We start from the raw sequence: 17,319 nt of genomic DNA on the forward strand, positions 1-17,319 counted from the left end.
ACTGCGTAAGCCGGATCATGCTTGAGTACCGTTTTCAGATAGAAGTTTTAAACCGAGTCACTGTCTAAGCGCGTAACAGTGGCACTCTACGGGGACTCTACACAAGAATGCTCTAGGGGTTCTCTTAGTGGCCCTTGGAGCGCTGAACATGTATCAGGTGATCTCGAATGACTTCGGATGAAGACACGACACGCGAAGAGCCGCTTATCCTCCACTGTTTCGCGGATTATGGGACGGAATCAGAGGTACTCAGCGACTTCGGGAACGTAATCCGTGTTGGAATCGGCCCTAAGGACACGAACCAAAGTACGCCGGTTAAGGCAGACGCCCACATTAAGGACAAAGAGTGGGACCTCCCGATAAAGGACGGCGTCACGTTTGATCTCGGGGTGTTCCACCCGGTCTGTTCACGGTGGGCCGCGACAACGAGCATCTCGGGAGATCCCGACGAGCACGAGAACATGATCCCGAGTGCACGGATACTCGCGGAGAAGTACTGCGACCACCACATCATCGAAAACGTTCCGCGCGCACCGCTCAATGAGCCCGTCGTGTTGAACGGACGGATGTTCGGTATGCCAATTGAGTACGAGCGTGCGTTCGAGACTTCGTTCAATGTTCCGCAACCACCTCGTGAGAAACGACTCTTGACGACAGATGGACCGTCTGAGAAAGCCGAGACTTCGTCGTTCTTCTTCTCCGAACGGTCCAGAGAGTGGTGGGCGGCGGTCAAAAACTACTCACCGAGGCCGTATCCAAAGAGTCACATAGCGAAGAACGCAATTCCCGCGCCATTCATCTACTATCTGGTTCGGATGTGGTTGATGGTGTACGAGGACGAACACGGAATCTCGGAGGGGCGAGTGGACTACTCCGACTACGACGAGCGGATGGACACCAAGCGCAAAAGTGAGGACAATCGCCAGTTGGACGAATTCTGATGTGCGACAAAACAGATATTTGATACGGACAAGTGGGTTCCAAGTTTCGGTAGGAGGTACAGTCTGATGAGCGAGAACGAGTGTCACGTGTATCGGGATCGAGAGTCGAACTCGACGTACGTCGGGGATCCGTTCGTCGGTGTGCCCGTCTCCCGCGACATCGTTGAAGCCGTCGCCACTCAGTTCCACATAAAGGCTGATTCACTCGCTAGAGCTCTACGAGAAGTGCAAAATACGTCTGTGATTAACGTCGAAACCCTCTTTACGGGCTTTGACCCCCTCCCCGTCGGTCGAAGTGACGAGGGGCTGTTGTACGTGCTAGCCGAGGCAGACGGGTGTTGGGACACTGTAGCTGATCAAATCGGACTCACAGAAGACGGCCGTGACGCCGTAGCGACCGCTCACGACCGTCAGGTCAGAGAGATGGTGGGAGACAGAGAAGTAAGAGGCGGTAGTGGGTTCGTCGTCTCGTGTTCGGAGTTCCCCGCAGACGCTATCGACGACATTGTAGCGGTGGTAGAAAAGACCAGACTGACGAATCGACAGGCGACGACGTGGATCCTCTCACAGTACGTCCCAGGCAGTGACGCAATCGCCCGAATACTCTCGATCCCCGAGTCAGTCGTGCAGTCGGAACTCGCCACAGTTGACCGGACTACGCGGCGGAGCGCAGCAGAGACACGAACTCTCGACGTCCCTGGACCACTCACTCGCCTTGAACCGGAACCTCAGTCCCCGACGTGGATGGGACTCGATTGGTCGAGGTGGTTCGACCTTCGAGACGGGAAAACGCTCCGTGAAGAACTGCCACGCCGTCCAGGTCTCTACAGAGTTCGACATACGGAACTCCCGGGTTTGATGTATGTAGGGGAATCGGGGTCGGAGGGAGGCGTTCGACAGCGAGTAGGGCTTGGCCTGTCAGCGGGATTAAGCGGATCGGATCGACAGACGGGAGATCCACATGGCGCGGCGCGTCCACTTCAGCAAATTACCGAGATAGCTGGGGGGAATATGGAAGTCTCTGTCACGACACCCCCGATATCGTCGAATCGGAGACACCGCCGCGCAATTGAGGCGACTCTGGTGGCGGTTTGTCGTCGAGAGATTGGCTGGACTCCTATGGTCCAACTGAACCGAGAGCCTGCTGAGCACGTGAGCAGCCCTCACAGCGAGTTGCATCGGGAGCTAAGGAACATCGCAGAACGGTCCTCGTATTCCGTACCATCGTGGCAGCCATGGCGTGACGTGACTGCTCCACACTGGCTGGGACTCAGCTGGACCGAGAGCCGTCCACTCTCTGAGCGAGACAAGATCGACAGTACTGGAGTATACGCGTTTCGACTGTGGCGGGAAGATCAAACGGGAGAACGGTGGGGTCAAACAGTCCAAGAAATGGGGACGACTGGATCGATATCGAGTCGCCTGTTTAAATTGCAGAACGGGTATGGAGACGATATGCGTTTCTCCGTCGTCGCCCTTGATGGGCTGAGTACTGACACACAACGTCGGTCGCGTGAACTCCGTGAAGTCCGTCACGACATCATCGGCGCACACTACTTGGCCACTGGTACCCTTCCAGAGGCACAGTTCTGACCTTGATCAAGGGACTACGCCAGCGACGTACCGCCCATATTTATGTCGACGGGGGAGCGTTGTGCCAATTATGAATCGTAGCACACACTTCTACGACACGTCTGCAGCTATACCGGCTAGTGCCTGTGGGGGGTCGTGATGAGCGGTCAGTGGGGATTCACCACGTCTCGACCGACTGATGCTCGATACGGTGACGACGTCGCAAAGTACGCGATGTCGCACGGTGAACCCGGGTTGAAGACGTTCGTTCGGGAGGTACTGCAGAACTCGAACGACGCACGGTTGGACAACGACCAACCGGCACGGGTCACGTTCAAACTGGAATCCTTACAGGGCGACGAGGCAATAGAGTACCTCAGAGCACTCGATATCGAGACCTGGGCCGAGCACGCTAATTTAGCGTCAGACACGGAGAGCGGCAAGCACATCGCTGAGGCGATCAAACGCATAAAAGACGACGAGAAGATCCGTATTCTGACTATCGAGGACGAGAACACGGAAGGTCTCCTCGGTGAGGAGAACGCCGACGAATCAAATTTCACTGCGCTGGTCCGAGACGTTCTGTTCAGCAGCAAGTCGGGAGATACCGCCGGTGGGAGTTACGGTCTGGGGAAGGCCGTTCTCTGGCTGTACTCGGGCCTGTCACTCGTCATGTTCAACTCGACGCTGAGCGAGCCCAATCCAAAAGATCAATCCCCTCGATTGATCGGTCGAACGCGCTTGCCGACGCACAAGTCGGAGGACGGCGATACGGTGTACCAAGGACACGGTTGGTACGGTGGTCTGAACGGCGACGAAGAGGGCGCGAGACCCGAGTCCATCTGGGGGGAAGAAGCCGAATCGATAGCGGAGGACCTCCAATTGAGCCGTCCAGACGGTCCAGGAACGAGCATCCAAGTTGTGGACTTCCGTGTACCTACAGCGGAAGAGCGACTGGACGACGAGGAGTTAGCGGACCAGATTACGGAGATGGCAATCGAGTGGTTCTGGCCCGCGATTTATCGTGGTGATCTGGAGGTAGCAGTCGAAGTGGAAGGTGAGTCAAAGCAAGCAAGTATCGACGAGTATCCGCAGTACGAACCCTTCACGAACTGTCTAGACGACCGTGATGACTCGGTCAGTGAGCTGGATGAATCCGGAGATGTCGCGCAGGCCGCCATATCACTCGACGTACCCGAGAAGAGCGACGGCAGTGGCGGTGCGGATGGCCAACTCGGTTTGCTAGTTCGCCGTGCAAATACGGGTGAGTATCAGCATCGGAACGAGGTGGCGTTCGTCCGTGGTGCAGGAATGGTTGTTGAGTACTACGACCGAGACCGAGTCGTCGTCGGGAACCAGGACTTCCACGCCGTCCTCCTCGGTGGGCGCGCGAGACCTTGGGGAACCGATGAAAGTCCACAAGACGCAGATACTATCGTAGAGGAATTCTTGACCGCTGCGGAGCCACCCCAGCACGACGAGTGGGTGCGAACGGAGACACTGGCGAACACCTACTCTCGGGGATTCCGGACCGCAGTAGAGGGCATCAAGTCTGACGTGACCGAGACATTACGGGGATTCGTCGCGCCCGACGTTGACCGTGGCACGACTGGGCCTCAGCGTCTAGGAAACCGGTTCAAGATCGGAAACGAATCACGAGGTGGTCGCTCTGATCGTGAGTCACCCAGTAGTCAGCGTGTCACCGGAGACACGAACATCTCGTTCGACGATGTGTACACACACTGGTCGTTTAACGGCGAGGTGGAGCCCTTAAGCGACCGTAACGAGATACGAGCAGTCACCGTCTCCCTGATCCGGATGGCAGAGGAGAGAGCGACGTCGGATCGCCTTCCCGTACAGAACATCTCGTCGGATACGGCTGGAGTTTCGATATCACTCCCGGAACAAAACGACGTCCAAGTGGGACGGCTAGAGCCGGCTCCTGGCACGTCAAAGATCTCCTTTGAGGGTGTCTCAATAGAGGATCACAGACAAGTCGAGACCAGATTGAAGGTGTCGGTTGACGTGGCAGAACGGAGGGACGAGTGATGGCGACTGTCAACGAGGAAGTTGAAGGAGCAGAGCCGGACGAAGAAGGAGAAGACGACGTCCAGACAGGTAGCTTAGTCAGCCAGTCCCTCCCGCATGAGTATCAAGAAGAAACGCTTGAATTCGACGTGGAATCATTCCGTCTAGACGGAGCTCCGCTTGGTGATCGAGGAGACCTTGACGAGGACGACCAGTTTTTGTCGCTGGTGGACGAGGGTGACTGGGAGACTCTGGAGTTAGAAGGTACGGTTACCGTCGATCAGGATACTATTGAGGAAGTCTTCCCGTTTGATGAGTGGGAAGAGACGCCAGGTCGTCTCGCACTGGTGAAAGAGAATCCCCTCGCAATGAGTCGAGACCGGCAGATACTCGCCGACTCTCCCTTGGATGGAGGGACCTACGAATTCACTCTGTGCATCAATCGAGACGACCACCGTGGACGAGTGAAGATCAAGCCGTTCCTCACTAGAACCGAGGAAGGCGAGTCTGGAGGATCGAAACACGCGTCCAAGGTTGGTGCACGAGTCGCTGACGGACTCTCGTGGGTCATTCGACTTGACGAGAGTAAAGACGGTGGAAGTCTTCTCATGCCGATTATTGAGGACTTCAGCGACTACGACAGCTTCCCCGACGAGAGCCACATCCACTATCTCAGCTTAGAGGCACCTCGGAACCCACAACTCTACTTGAACAGGGAACACCCACAGGTGGTCGAAGTGCTGAAGAACTCGGGAGCCACGGGTGGGCCACCCCGATTGCGTGACGTACTCTACGACTACATTGAACACTCCGTCTGGACGCAGTTGCTGATGCAGACAGCACGCGACACAAGTCCCGACACCGGCGAACCAGAGTACAGCTGGGAGGAAGACGTATTAGATATCTTCTTGGATGATTTGTATCCAGATCTCGGGGACGACGAGGCAGCGATCCAACTTGCCGAGGACGTTCGGAGCCACGTCGATATCCCAGATCTCGTCCAGCGGATCGAACGTACGGTACATCAGCAGTACGACATCCCATCCGACACGACGAATCTAATTGAGGAGGCGATCCAGAGTGACGACTGAGCTTCACCACCTGCAGAGTGCAGCCCACCCGATGATTGACACTCAATTCCTCGCGGGCGAGCGCGAGCTCACGGAGAAAGACCTTCGCCCGTACTTACAGCCGCTAGGTCGTTCCATAGATCTAAGTCCGGTAGACGAGCGGATTGAGGAAATCCGTGCGGACGACGACATTGACGCTTCGCTTATTGACGCCGAACTAGCGCCGACACTCCATCGCACCCTTGATTTGACACGTAACGAGGCAGCAGACGCTGGGCTGTGGCACTACCTTTGTGTCGTTCGGTTCCCTGAGTTCGTTCACTACCGGTGGGACCACGTCTTCAATCCGGAGAGTCCGGGTAACATGGAGGAGAAGTTCTTGAAGGCCGGAACGGACGCTTACTCCAACGCACTGCACCGGATCTGGTGGGGTGCCGAGCTCACCTACGAGGAAGGTGAATCGGGAGAAGTTGAGGATCGGGACTACAGTAGAACGAAGCGAGTCCTCGGTTTCCAAGAACTCGCCAATGACATCCTTGACCACGACTTTGCACGGTACATCCCAGTTACGCACGCCTGCGGTGATCTCCTCGGTCACGACACATTAAACGAAATCAAGGACGAGGGTACGTACGACGACCCACCGTCAAACAGTAACATCGCAAGTCGAACGACGACGCTGCTCCGGGAGGAGCTGACGGTTCGACGTGTGGAGATGATGGAGGAAGACGACATTGTGGAGACGATAAAGGAACTCCGTGACGACGTGATGCGTCGGGAGGCCGGCTGGTCGTAGCGCATGAGTTGTGTAAAGTGTAGTAGAGGAGTGGGCTGACTCGGACTGGACACCGTCGGTGAGCGATGCTGGGATGCGTGCTGGGACGTACGAAGCGACTGTCCACGCTCGCTCGGTTGATCCGGAGTTCCGTGCGACGGTGCTGTCCCGTCATGACCGAACGTGCCCGGTTTCTGGGGTGGATCATCCCGGACTATTGGACGTGGCGCATGTCCTGTCATGGAGTGACTATCCAGAACACAGGGCCGATCTCTCGAACGTGCTGGCGCTCAGTAAGACGCATCACGCGGCATTCGACCGAGAACTGTTCACGATTGACCAAGATTACCGGCTGTGCGTGAATCCGAGCTTCGAGACTCAGAGTGATGTGCTCCAACGGACGATTATCGACCGTGAGGGAGAACGTATCTCGATTCCAGATGATAGCTTGAAGCCACAGTACGTTGCGCAGCACAACGCGGCGCTTGAGTGGGTGTGAACGGCGTGATTCGGAAAACTACGAGCGAAATCGAAGAAGAACTGGAGGAGATTGAAAGCGAGGTGAAATCGGAGTTGGCGTTTATTCGTGCAGAAATTTAGACTGCAGAGTAATCGCTGTAGGCTCCGTCTATTCCTATGATTTTTTGACCGGGTGGTTATTCACTTACTTACGAATGACAGGAATTGCTATTATTACAGCGGGACGTGAGGATGCGTATCAGGACTATGTGCAGTCGGTGAGGGAGGGACATGACCCAGCGGAGTTTGAGGGGTATCTTTCTGATACCGAAATTGATGCTGTGACTGATTCAGAGACGGGGAAGGTGCATCTCTGGGGGACGACGGTTGATTCTAAATGGCAATTCGTGGAGGGTGGGGACATCGCGTTGATCTATCGGGGTGGACGGTATATCGCGCAGGCGACGGTTGTCCGGACACGTGATGATCTTGACTTGGCGGAGCATCTCTGGCGTATTGAGGGGAATCCGTGGGATCCTGAGAGTCCATGGCGGTATTTAGTTTTCTTGGCTGGTGTGGAGGAGATTGATGTTGACGTTGAGTTGTTCAACGAACTCACGGGGTACCAGGATAATTATATCCCGCAGGGGTTCAGTCGGGTCTCAGATGCTCGGATTCGTGAAATAGAGGATTCGTATGAGTCCGTTGAAACTGCGATTAACGAGTTGACTGGGAGTGGCGTCCGTGTGCACGAGTTTGATGAGGAGCCTTTACAGGAGGAGCCTGAAGAGGAAGGAGAACCGGATCTCGGGGAGCGTATTGTTACTGCGAGTCGGGACGGTAATCAATATGAGGTGTTGGAGGAACTGGCCGCTAAGGCGTTCTCTCGGTTGGGGTTTGAAGCGCGGTGGATCGAAGGCGGAGATGATACGGATGTTGAGATTACGGCTCCGATTCACGCAGTTGTTGAGGTGAAGGCGCGAAGCAGTGGGACGTTGGCCTCGCCGGATGCAACGCGAATTCAGGGGCATAAAGAGCGACATTCGGCCGACCATGCGATTGTGGTTGCGCCTGGCTTCACCCCGGCAGCAATTGAAGATGCGGACCGACAAGGAATCGTCCTCCTTGCGACCGATCACCTTCAAGCGCTCTTAGAACGGCGTGAGGCCTATGGGATCCCGCCTGAAGAGCTCTCGAAGTACCTCACTGAACCGGGTGCATTCCAAGATGACCGGCTTGATCAAATTGATGATGACCTACGAACTCGTCTCGGTGGCACAGAGGACTTGCTAGCCGTGATGGAAGCGCTTCAACGAGCAGATCCAGAAGAAGGAACCGCTGACCGGCTTCGCTTGATTTTGAAAGGTATGTACGACGAGGAGCGTGTTCCGGACCAGCACGTTATTGAACGGTCACTCAACCTATTGGCTCACCCAAGTATACAACTGGCAGAGTACAAGGAGGGGCAGTATCAGCCAACAACAACCAAAGAGAATGCGGAAGTCTTGCTCCGACGGGTCGGGAATCTCATTACTGAGGTAAGTAAGTTAGGCGAAGAGTGAGACAATCAGAGTCCGACCGTTTGATTTAGCGCCCACTCGTTCGATAGGACCTCGTCCTTATCATCTGTCCCACCTTCCGTGAGTAGTCCAATGTGACGGAGGTGGTATTTGAATTGGAAGTGGATGCCTGATTTGTATACCCTCGGGTCAGAGAGCATGGGTTCGTCAATGTCGCCGTCGGCGGTGAGGACGTCTTCGCGTCGGGCTTGGGTGAAGAAGACTTCGACGGTGAGTGGTTGATTGATGCGGCAGGCTTCTCGGACGACGGCGTCGATAGTTGCGGGTTTGATGCCGCGTTGGTGGAGGCGTTCGAGTGCTTCGATGATGAGTCGGGTTGGGTCGTATTGGATGGCGACTGACCGGGCGAGTTGTGCCCAGCGAGGGGCGAGGTCGGTGAACGGTGTTGACCGGCCTTTCCACGAGGCGAATTCTTCGAGTGCGGCAGCGACACTCCCGTGTTGGTTGCGGGCGAAGCGAACGACTTCTGCGCCGAGATGCGTGAGTGTCTCTCCAGCAGGTCGATTGTCGACGAGACCGAGGAGGATTGCCCCGCGGCGGCCGCCCGATACACTATTGATCACGTGCTCGGAGTAGACATCAGGAGTGTCACCATCTGCAGCGAGGGCGAGTGCGTAGCCGAGGTAGTTCTTTGGATGGTTCACCGGGAAGCTGCCTTCGGTCAGTCGATGCGTTGTGGCTTGGAATCGGATTGCGTCGATAGTGGTGGAGAAGTCACCGATGCCGGTGACGCGAGCGGGTTCGACGAGCGTTGCATCGTGCGGACTTTCGACGCCGATAACGCCGATGTTAAGGTCGCGTGCGAGGGCGCGTGCCTGGTCGGAGATGCTTTGGATTGGAGCAGCGACGTACCCGATGTTGACTTCGGACAGATGGCCGTGAGCTTGATTGATGCCTTGCCTGACGTCCGCAGCGCCTGGGTCGCTGTTGTGGCCTTTGGCTTCGATTATAGTGACCGGGGTTGTTGCGGCGTCGGCGTTCAGGACTTCGAGAGCGGGCATCCCGACGCCGAGGAGGTCAGGCTCACCATCTGTAAGGCGAATCGTATTGTAAGGTGCGAGACGCCGACGTAGATCTTCAGGGATCTCCCACCCTCCCCACGTCGGTTTGGTGAACTGGGTTTCCGTGACGGCGTAATGGTCTGTGCTCGTGTCGAGATCAGGGTAGAGGGTGTCCTTCGCGGCAGCAAGAACAGTGGGTTCGGTGAGTGTAGCTGCCATTGCTACAACCCTTCTCAACCAGTAATCATTAAACTAACTTATACGAGAATCACTATCTATCCAGCCATAGATGACGATTCACGTGCAGAGTGTGGGGATAAGCACGGAGCAGAAGATTCAAGCTAATGTCTTTGTGTCGCGTCGACTTTGGTTATGATTGCTTCTAACTGTGGTGTTGGATCGTTCGCCCCCTCTGTGAGTCGGACAATCGGGTCGAACGTTCCTTTTCGTAGAGCTTCGTATTCGCGGTTGTCTTCGACTCGTTGTTTTCCTCGGAGCGTGATTTGTGCTGTTTCAGCCAAGCCGGCGGGGTCGTAATGGTCAAAAATAGCGGAATTGTCGAACAGGTCGTTATCGCGCTGCTGTGCGAGTTCTCTGTACCAGAACCCGTAGAACAGCAGTTCGAGTCCGGTGTCGAAATCACCGGGTAAGGTGAGGTCGCGGTCAAGTCGGTCGCTAAATGCAGAGAGTTGTTCTCGGAGTGTCCGCTCAAATTCGGACAACCGGTGTGAGATATGCTCACCGTCGATGAGTAATTCTCCGATGAGTGGGTCTGCTGTTGTCAGGGCTTGGTGGTACTGTCGAAGGAATCCAAATCGCTCAACGAAGGCTTCATCGTGCCAGTCCATGAGCGATAGTAGGGTCGCTGGGTGGACGATGAACACATCCGTCAACTGGTCGCTGTCAAGCACATCAGCGGTCGTGTCCGGTTCGATCTGACGGACTTGGTTGAGATGTCTCCTACTGTGTAGCAGGAATTTGGAGGAGATGATCGTCTCAATGCGATTTACGCAGATTGAGTGAAGCCGCTCGACATTGAGTTCCGTTTCGTAGGGATCGTCACCCTCCTGGAGCTGTGGAGAGAGCGCAGAGCGGATTAATCCCTTCGTGATGTAGTACCAGAGGTTGTCGAAGTGATCAATGAGTTCTTCGACTGAGCGGACTGTCGGTGGTTCTTCGAGAAGCGTTTCGATGCGCTTCTGAGCGTAGTCCATTCCGTCTTTGAGTTCCAGATGTGGCTTCCGGCGCTTTGTGGTGATTCGAGTGCCGCCAGTCGCCCAGCTTCCCTCGTCGCTATCATCATTTGTGGAATCATCTGGGTCGTCCTGTCGCTGTTGGTATTTTTCGGTGAGTTTCGATGTTGCTTGGGAGATCGCTGCTGTTGCGACACCGACGTCAAAGAACAGTGCCTCATCGACGAGTGATTGGACCCCTTCCCGACCATCGCTCCGAAGTAACCCAGTTACTTCTCGGGTTCCTTCAGTTGGTTCTGTCGTGATTTGACGGAAATTCGAGTACTCCTCTTCAGAGAGACGGAGGCGAACGATTGTTTGGGCCCATGCTTCCGGAAGCGTTGCAGTGACACCTTCTTGCTCATCATCAGTGTCCTGTTGCCAGTCAATCTGAACAGCGTCTCCGGCGCTTGATTCGACCGTGACGGATTTTCCGTCGTCGATATGTGGTGCGACGAACCGAACTGTGATTGTCTCACCTTGGACGCGCTCAACGCGTGCATCGTCAAGAACAAAGGTAGTCGTTGCAGTCTCTTGGCTGACTGGAGTGTACTCAGCAAAGTCGAACGATCCAGGGTCACGTTGCTCGCCCGGGTGGACGGGGAAGCTAGACTGTCTCCATAAGGGCGATTCGTCGCTGTCTTCGGTGGTAACAGAGAGTATGGCGGCTTCGATGTTCCCGGATGATGCTGTATCAAGGAGTGCTCGACCGGTGATGTTGGGGCTTCCGTAGAGGATTGCTGTGCCCCATGGACCTTTAAGTAGTAGTCCTTTGGCGTGAATCCAGCGGGAGGTGTCGTGTACAAGAGGGCGAAATGTAACGTCGTCGCCAAACGCGCTGACTGCGTCTTCGGGAGTGAGGTGTGTGTTTCCGTCGGAGACGAGTACTTCATACTGATCGGCTCCGATTGTAGTCCCGATTCTTGAGAGCGTCTCTTCGCTGCCAAAGAATGGCGCGAAGAGCACCGCAGTTGTCACATCACCGAGTTCCTCGGTGACTTGCTGGAGGATTGGTTCGTCGAGGTTGTGGAAGAAACCACCTGAAATATCGGTCTGATGGTCGAGATCTTCAAGCCACTCGGTCGTGTTCACTGCCCGATCAATTTGAGTTTGAACATCGTGTCCGGAGATGTGGTCTGCGGCAAGGTGTTGTGTAAAGCGCCGCACCTCCTTTGCAACATGGATTACTTCTGGGGCAAGTGACTCTTCGCCCTGGTCAACGTCCCTAGGAACCGTAACCGTTTGGCCCAGTTGTGCAGCAGTCGAATACTCACCGAGGGTGAGATTGGCGGAGGAGACTCCGACATGACATGCATCCTCCCCAGCGAGAAAGTTAACTTTCGGATGGAATGCGCCGCTAACGCTGATTGGCTCTAAGTAGTAGTGGTTACCGATTGCGCGACTAGATAATTGGTTTCGGCGAGCCAATTGCTCGTATTTTTGCCCATCCATGAGAACAACCGGTGCGACAACACCTGCGTCTTGGAGCGGGTCAATTGCATAGTTCCCGAAAAACAGCGGCTCAAACGGGAACGTAGTGCAGACTGCGTATTCAACGTCTGCCCCGCCTAGTGCGTCGATAAGGTTCACTCGTATTCACCTCGGAAACGGGCGAGAATGACCTCTCCATCCTCTGTCGGGATCCAGAGATCCTGATCAGCGTTGTACGTCAGCAACCCGGCGTCCCGCATGAGCCGTCGAAGGTCATTATACCGGAGAGTTTGGGTCCCTGGCTGTTTCGTTCCCCCTGCAGCGTATAGTGTATCGTCACCGTACCTCTCTGTTTCACCTCCAGAATCTGCCCCGACTCCAAACACGAGCGAAATTGGGCCACTTCCAAGACGGTCTTGGACGACCTGGTTATGAACATCGATGACTCGATCCTCAAACAACTGGCGTGCAACTGTGGAGAGTGATGTCTCTGGAGGGATGGTATCCACGTATTGAGCAGTCTGGACGAGCGAGGATGGTCTACGTCCGTATTGGGCCTGCATATATCGATTGAAAAGGTCATTGTGGGTTGTCAAGTGGTTATACTGCCTGACGACGGCGAGGAGTTGTACTGTACTTCGAGCCACGAGTTTACTCAATGCGTTGAACGCTTCGGACGGTGTCGAAGCCGCTTCAACTGACTCAAAACTAAGCTCAGTCGCGTGTAGTAGCGTCCAACAGTTCACCGAATCGTCTGTCGTCGGTCGCCATTCCCCGGTCAGATTTGAGTCTAACCAGTCTTGAACGTCCCCGAGAGTCGTATATCTCGTTGATGTCGTTCCGGGAACGGTAGTCTCATACGTAGTCGGAGTTACGCGGCCTGCGAGGAGCAATTCCTTAGCAACGGAGGACTGGCTCATCCGCTCATCATTGAGTCGGGTTTCGGTGTTTAGAACTGCGTTTGCCTCATCTACGATTATCGGCTCTCGTAAGCCTGCCAGTAGCTCTGAACGGGCAGTTCCACCAGGAGCTTCGCGTTTTAGGTGAGCAGAAAGCCCCCACAGCTCAGATCGTAGTGCGTGGGCCAATAGCACTTGGAGGAAGTATGCACGCCCGATTGGACGGAACGGCTGGAACCGTTCTGCATCAATGTCGTCGTACTGCAATTCTCTCTGGTCAGTACTGTTTTGCAGTAATTGTTGGGTCCGCAAAATGGACAAACACCAGGCGCGTCGAAGGTAGTGAACTCCACCGACTACGGCGTCCTTTAAATCGTTTGAATGCCGTTCTTCTGAAACGAGGTAGCGATAGTGATGGTCAATAGGGATGTCGAGCTGTGAAGGCCACGTAGCGAGCGATACTGTCTGTTCTCGCTCGTCCCAACTGAAGAGTCCGAGCACAACGCGCTGGAGAGAATCTCGTTCGGGTTCGTTTCGTGAACCAGTAAAGCATCCTTGATGGGTGAACGCCTCTGCAAGTTCATCAAGCAAGTCAAGTGAGACTCGACCAGTTTGGACTGCGTCAAGGATTCTGTCGAAATACCTACCTGCGACATTATCTAAACTCTCCGCGAGCGACCGTCCAGCAGCTGTGAGCTGGAACTCACCCTCTTTTAATGAGAAGTTCCCAAGATTAGACTGGAATCCGCGAATAGCGTACTGACTATTGTCCAGTAGCGAAAAAGAAGAGAGATCAATGCTATCCGAATTGTACAGCTCGTCATCTGAGGCGTTGGTCTTCCCCGTTAATCCTGAGAGACCGTCAGTGACTTCACCATGAACTTGACGTCGTCGATAGCTAGCGAGTGCGAGAATCTCTTCGAACCCTTTCAGAATTTGTCTCTTTTCTGTTCTGGGAAAATCAGCAGTAGCTGACGCAGTCGTAATCCGGTGCATTGCCCAACAAAACCCGGAAAGATACCGCCCTCTCGCGCGGACGTCGGTAGTTATGCCCCGTGCAATCGTGCTTGCAATTCCATTTCTGACACTATCAGCTCGGAGGGGTTGTTCTGGAGGACCAGTTTTTGACAATCGCTCACTCCACTGTGGTTCGAGCGCCATTATAGCCGGGTGATTACCTGTGAGGACTGATAAAATATCGGGTAAGAAGAAATACCGAAGAAGGCTTATCCGTAGTTGCTATTGCATAGTGACCGTAAGTGAAATCCAATGGTGTTCCGAGGTCGTGAACACCGCTAATTTGTTGACCGAGATATAATTCCAAACAAGTGTATAGAGAGTTGATGAATTCACACCCGGATAAGAACCAACCGAATATTCTCTGAGATACGACGAACGTTGAAAGCTACTCGTCATTAGGTCGAAGATCTTTTTGATCCACGCGCCTTGTGCGAGTTTCAGCTGCATCTCCTCACTGTTTCCCCAGCCGTTGTCGAAGCCGTCGAAGACGTAGTCGTAGCCTTCGTCGAGGGAGATGTCTTCGTTGAAGATCAGTAACCTGTTTGACATCGCCGCGGTCGCTGTTGCCGTATATGACTCTCTCATGAATCCATATCAAGGTTGATAGGTAGTTGTCGTACTTGTGTCTTTAACAAGTATGGAAGTACCGTCGTCCTTTCGTATCCTTGTTTTATACCTTAGTAGACAGTAACGATTATGCATATCATCGATTAACGGTCTGGCGTGGAGATCTCATTTCATCATGCGAATCCCGATGCAGGCAACGAGTCCGTCCTGTTACGTTTCGAGTTTGATGGGTTCACGGAGAATCCCTGCCTGCTGATCGACGCTGGGCAAGGAGTAGATGTTGATCGGCTCTTGGAATCGAATGATCGGCTGGCTGGGATATGCTTGACACACGCCCACCTGGATCATTACTCTAGCCTCTCGGCGGCTCACCGTGACGGAATTCCTATCTTTACTTCGCCGGCAACCGCCAGTGTTCTCGGTGACGTCTTTGATGTTGCGAGCGATGAGTATGGAGTCCGAGCGAGTGGCGAGGTTACCAACGCGATCACACCGGTTGAAGATTGGAGGTCTATCACCTCCGAAGTTGAGATCCATCCTGTTCCTACCGGGCATATTCCGGGAGCTGTTGGGTTTCTAGTGCGGGTAGTGGATGATGGAGAGACCTATCACTTGTTGGCCACCGGTGACTTTACGTGTCGGAGTGCTGGCGGATTTACGGGCTTCCCTCCAGAGGAGTTCATCGATATTGATGCGCTGTTTTTACCTGCTGCAACGAACGAGTCGTTTAGCAGGTCGCTCACTAACGCGCTTGGGACGGCGCTTGAACACGCACATGGCGGTGCGCCGACGCTCGTGGCGACCAGCGGTTTGGTCGGTGTCCAAGTGGCCTACCTGTTAGATGCGTTGCGGGAAGAGTATGATCTCGGTGTGCCGATTCGTGTTGTCGGTCAGGTCGCTAAACTCTATGAGCGACTTGACTACGATTGCGCTGGCATAGAGCAAATCCCGGTGTTCGAGGACCCGCAAACGTGTCTTGGGCACGGTGTCATCACGATTGCCGGCCCGGAGATCCCCCGTGAACGTAGTAGCGGACGGTTGTTCGATTGTCTTCGTGAGAACGCGAATGCATGTGTTGTGCAGTTAGTGGGCTCTGGCAATGACCCGGTGGCAGAAGGTCGGTGCACGATTCACGAGTACGAGTTGGTGAACCATCCTACTCCACAGACCCTCAAGTCCGTCCACGATGCTGTGGATCCGACGGAGACCGTTATCATTCACCGTCACGGCGGTGCCGGCGGGAAATTCAATGATTTCGACAGCGTCGTCTGGGGGACCGGCGATACAAACAAGCACACACTATTTGATGGCGAGCAGTGGCGGTTACCTCCGGCAGCAGGTGGTGGAACCGTCGTGTCGAATGGTGAGCGGAACCTCCAGCAGTTTGCCAGTACGGAACTCCTCCATTCGTTCTCAGTACCGTCACTTACTCGTCATGACGACCCCGACCTCGAAGCTGAAGGGATCAACCAAGCAGAAATCGCCTCGTTACTTCATCACGGTCCCAACGCAGCGACAAGCTTGGACGCACCAAACCACTCCGAAGAAACGCAAGCGACAATGTCTGATACGGAATCCATGACAGCAGACGATGATTCGACGAACGATGACGCTGAGGAGAAAGCGACGCATCGACAGACTGGATTAATCGATACGACTGGTGTTACCCGCGGTGACCAGACGTCTATGGAGGCGACAGAACAACTGGACACCTCGTCGCTTACACCGAAGAACATGGTTTCTCAACGAGCCGCCAAACAACTCAGAGAATCGCAATCCGAAGCCGACCTTGATAACTCGGTGAACGATGACAACGGTGAGCCCGGCACGGGCCAAGAGATTGATTCTACAGCGGAGACGGAGGGTGCGCAAACGACCGGGAACACGGAGGCAGAAGATAACGAGCCTGAACAAGAACCGGAAGGCGAGTCGGCTAGCCCTGAACAGAGCAGTCCCGTCGAAGAGGCCAGTCAAGAACGCCAAGACCCCCAGACAGGCGAAGGCAATCCCACTACTGAAAGTACAGTTACTCCTGAGGGTGACAAGTCCGCTAAGGAGGCGGATACCGAATCAGAGCGCGAGAACGGAAATGCTGAAACGACTGAGGGAGACAGCATAACTGTCTCTCTTGATCCATTGGCAGTGGCATTAGCCGAATGGTCCGTCACGACATCTGACCAGGAAGATGTTCAGACAGTAGATGACTTCGTGACTGAAGCCGTGCGACAGTACGTCGTAGCATTGCTCGCCGGTGAGGCTTCGGGGAGTGAGAAACAGGGGTTCGCTGTCAACCTAACTGGTAGTCCTACTGTCGAGCAAACGATTGAGGACCTTGTTCGTAATAGTGGCGAACTCGATTCGACCATGGATATACTTGCAAAAGGGATTGCAGCCACTCTTGACACCGACATAGACTCAGCAGTTGAAATCCGCAATATGGATGATCACCGTGAATACTTAGACGCCATAGTACGGAATGAGTCCAACACCTTTACCAACCACGAGGAAATCGTCGAAGCAGCCATTAACTGGCAACTATGCACGGAATAGAATCAACGTTATAGGCGCTAACTTGCCAATACTGTCGTAAATGAAGTCTCGATTATTATTTTAAAGCCTGCATCTGATTAACACCGTCCTTCGTCTTTAGAAGAACGCTGTAAGACGTGAGAATGAGGAGACGACCGATTACTACACCTGCTACGGTGAGAATGGAGTGTTGGGTGAGGAATATGGAGTGAATA

The 17,319-nt window shown here is 54.4% G+C and carries 11 protein-coding genes; 8 read left to right on the forward strand and 3 right to left on the reverse strand.

Translation table 11 applies throughout. The features are described from left to right. Positions 1-167: 167 nt before the first annotated feature. The 7 genes from M0R88_RS15790 (at position 168) to M0R88_RS15820 (ending at position 8,407) form a co-directional block, all read left to right on the forward strand. Positions 168-941 carry a hypothetical protein gene (locus M0R88_RS15790; RefSeq protein ID WP_248654403.1) on the forward strand — a complete coding sequence of 258 codons (774 nt, stop codon included), beginning with the start codon at positions 168-170 and terminating at the stop codon, positions 939-941. Between the two features lie 66 nt (positions 942-1,007). Continuing rightward, the gene (locus tag M0R88_RS15795; protein WP_248654404.1) at positions 1,008-2,534 is read left to right on the forward strand and encodes a DUF8048 family protein; all 1,527 of its coding nucleotides are present in this window, start codon (positions 1,008-1,010) and stop codon (positions 2,532-2,534) included. A gap of 138 nt (positions 2,535-2,672) precedes the next feature. Then, positions 2,673-4,562 (forward strand): hypothetical protein, encoded by a 1,890-nt coding sequence (locus M0R88_RS15800; RefSeq protein ID WP_248654405.1) that lies wholly within the window; start codon positions 2,673-2,675, stop codon positions 4,560-4,562. After that, a complete protein-coding gene (locus M0R88_RS15805; protein ID WP_248654406.1) occupies positions 4,562-5,632 on the forward strand; it encodes a hypothetical protein in 1,071 nt (356 codons plus the stop codon). The genes M0R88_RS15800 and M0R88_RS15805 overlap by 1 nt, the downstream gene beginning before the upstream one ends. Continuing rightward, entirely contained in the window at positions 5,622-6,407 is a 786-nt protein-coding gene (locus tag M0R88_RS15810) for a DUF6339 family protein (RefSeq protein WP_248654407.1), read from the forward strand. The genes M0R88_RS15805 and M0R88_RS15810 overlap by 11 nt, the downstream gene beginning before the upstream one ends. A 73-nt stretch (positions 6,408-6,480) precedes the next feature. Further along, positions 6,481-6,885, forward strand: coding sequence for an HNH endonuclease (locus M0R88_RS15815; protein ID WP_256468590.1), 405 nt, complete (start codon positions 6,481-6,483; stop codon positions 6,883-6,885). A 175-nt stretch (positions 6,886-7,060) separates the two neighbouring features. Further along, positions 7,061-8,407, forward strand: coding sequence for a restriction endonuclease (locus tag M0R88_RS15820; protein WP_248654409.1), 1,347 nt, complete (start codon positions 7,061-7,063; stop codon positions 8,405-8,407). 5 nt (positions 8,408-8,412) lie between these two features. On the opposite strand, the gene M0R88_RS15825 is transcribed toward M0R88_RS15820, so the two are convergent. From M0R88_RS15825 to M0R88_RS15835, 3 genes are all read right to left on the reverse strand, one after another. Beyond that, the gene (locus M0R88_RS15825) at positions 8,413-9,645 is read right to left on the reverse strand and encodes a hypothetical protein (RefSeq protein WP_248654410.1); all 1,233 of its coding nucleotides are present in this window, start codon (positions 9,643-9,645) and stop codon (positions 8,413-8,415) included. A 122-nt stretch (positions 9,646-9,767) separates the two neighbouring features. Next, the gene (locus tag M0R88_RS15830) at positions 9,768-12,248 is read right to left on the reverse strand and encodes a phospholipase D-like domain-containing protein (RefSeq protein WP_248654411.1); all 2,481 of its coding nucleotides are present in this window, start codon (positions 12,246-12,248) and stop codon (positions 9,768-9,770) included. Continuing rightward, positions 12,245-14,149, reverse strand: a complete 1,905-nt coding sequence (locus M0R88_RS15835; RefSeq protein ID WP_248654412.1) for a hypothetical protein — start codon at positions 14,147-14,149, stop codon at positions 12,245-12,247. The genes M0R88_RS15830 and M0R88_RS15835 overlap by 4 nt, the downstream gene beginning before the upstream one ends. 582 nt (positions 14,150-14,731) lie before the next feature. Here M0R88_RS15835 and M0R88_RS15840 point away from each other — a divergent pair. Then, complete coding sequence (locus tag M0R88_RS15840; protein ID WP_248654413.1) at positions 14,732-17,125, forward strand: MBL fold metallo-hydrolase; 2,394 nt, start codon at positions 14,732-14,734, stop codon at positions 17,123-17,125. Positions 17,126-17,319 lie beyond the last annotated feature (194 nt).

The organism is Halorussus gelatinilyticus, assembly GCF_023238445.1.
GTDB lineage: Archaea > Halobacteriota > Halobacteria > Halobacteriales > Haladaptataceae > Halorussus > Halorussus gelatinilyticus.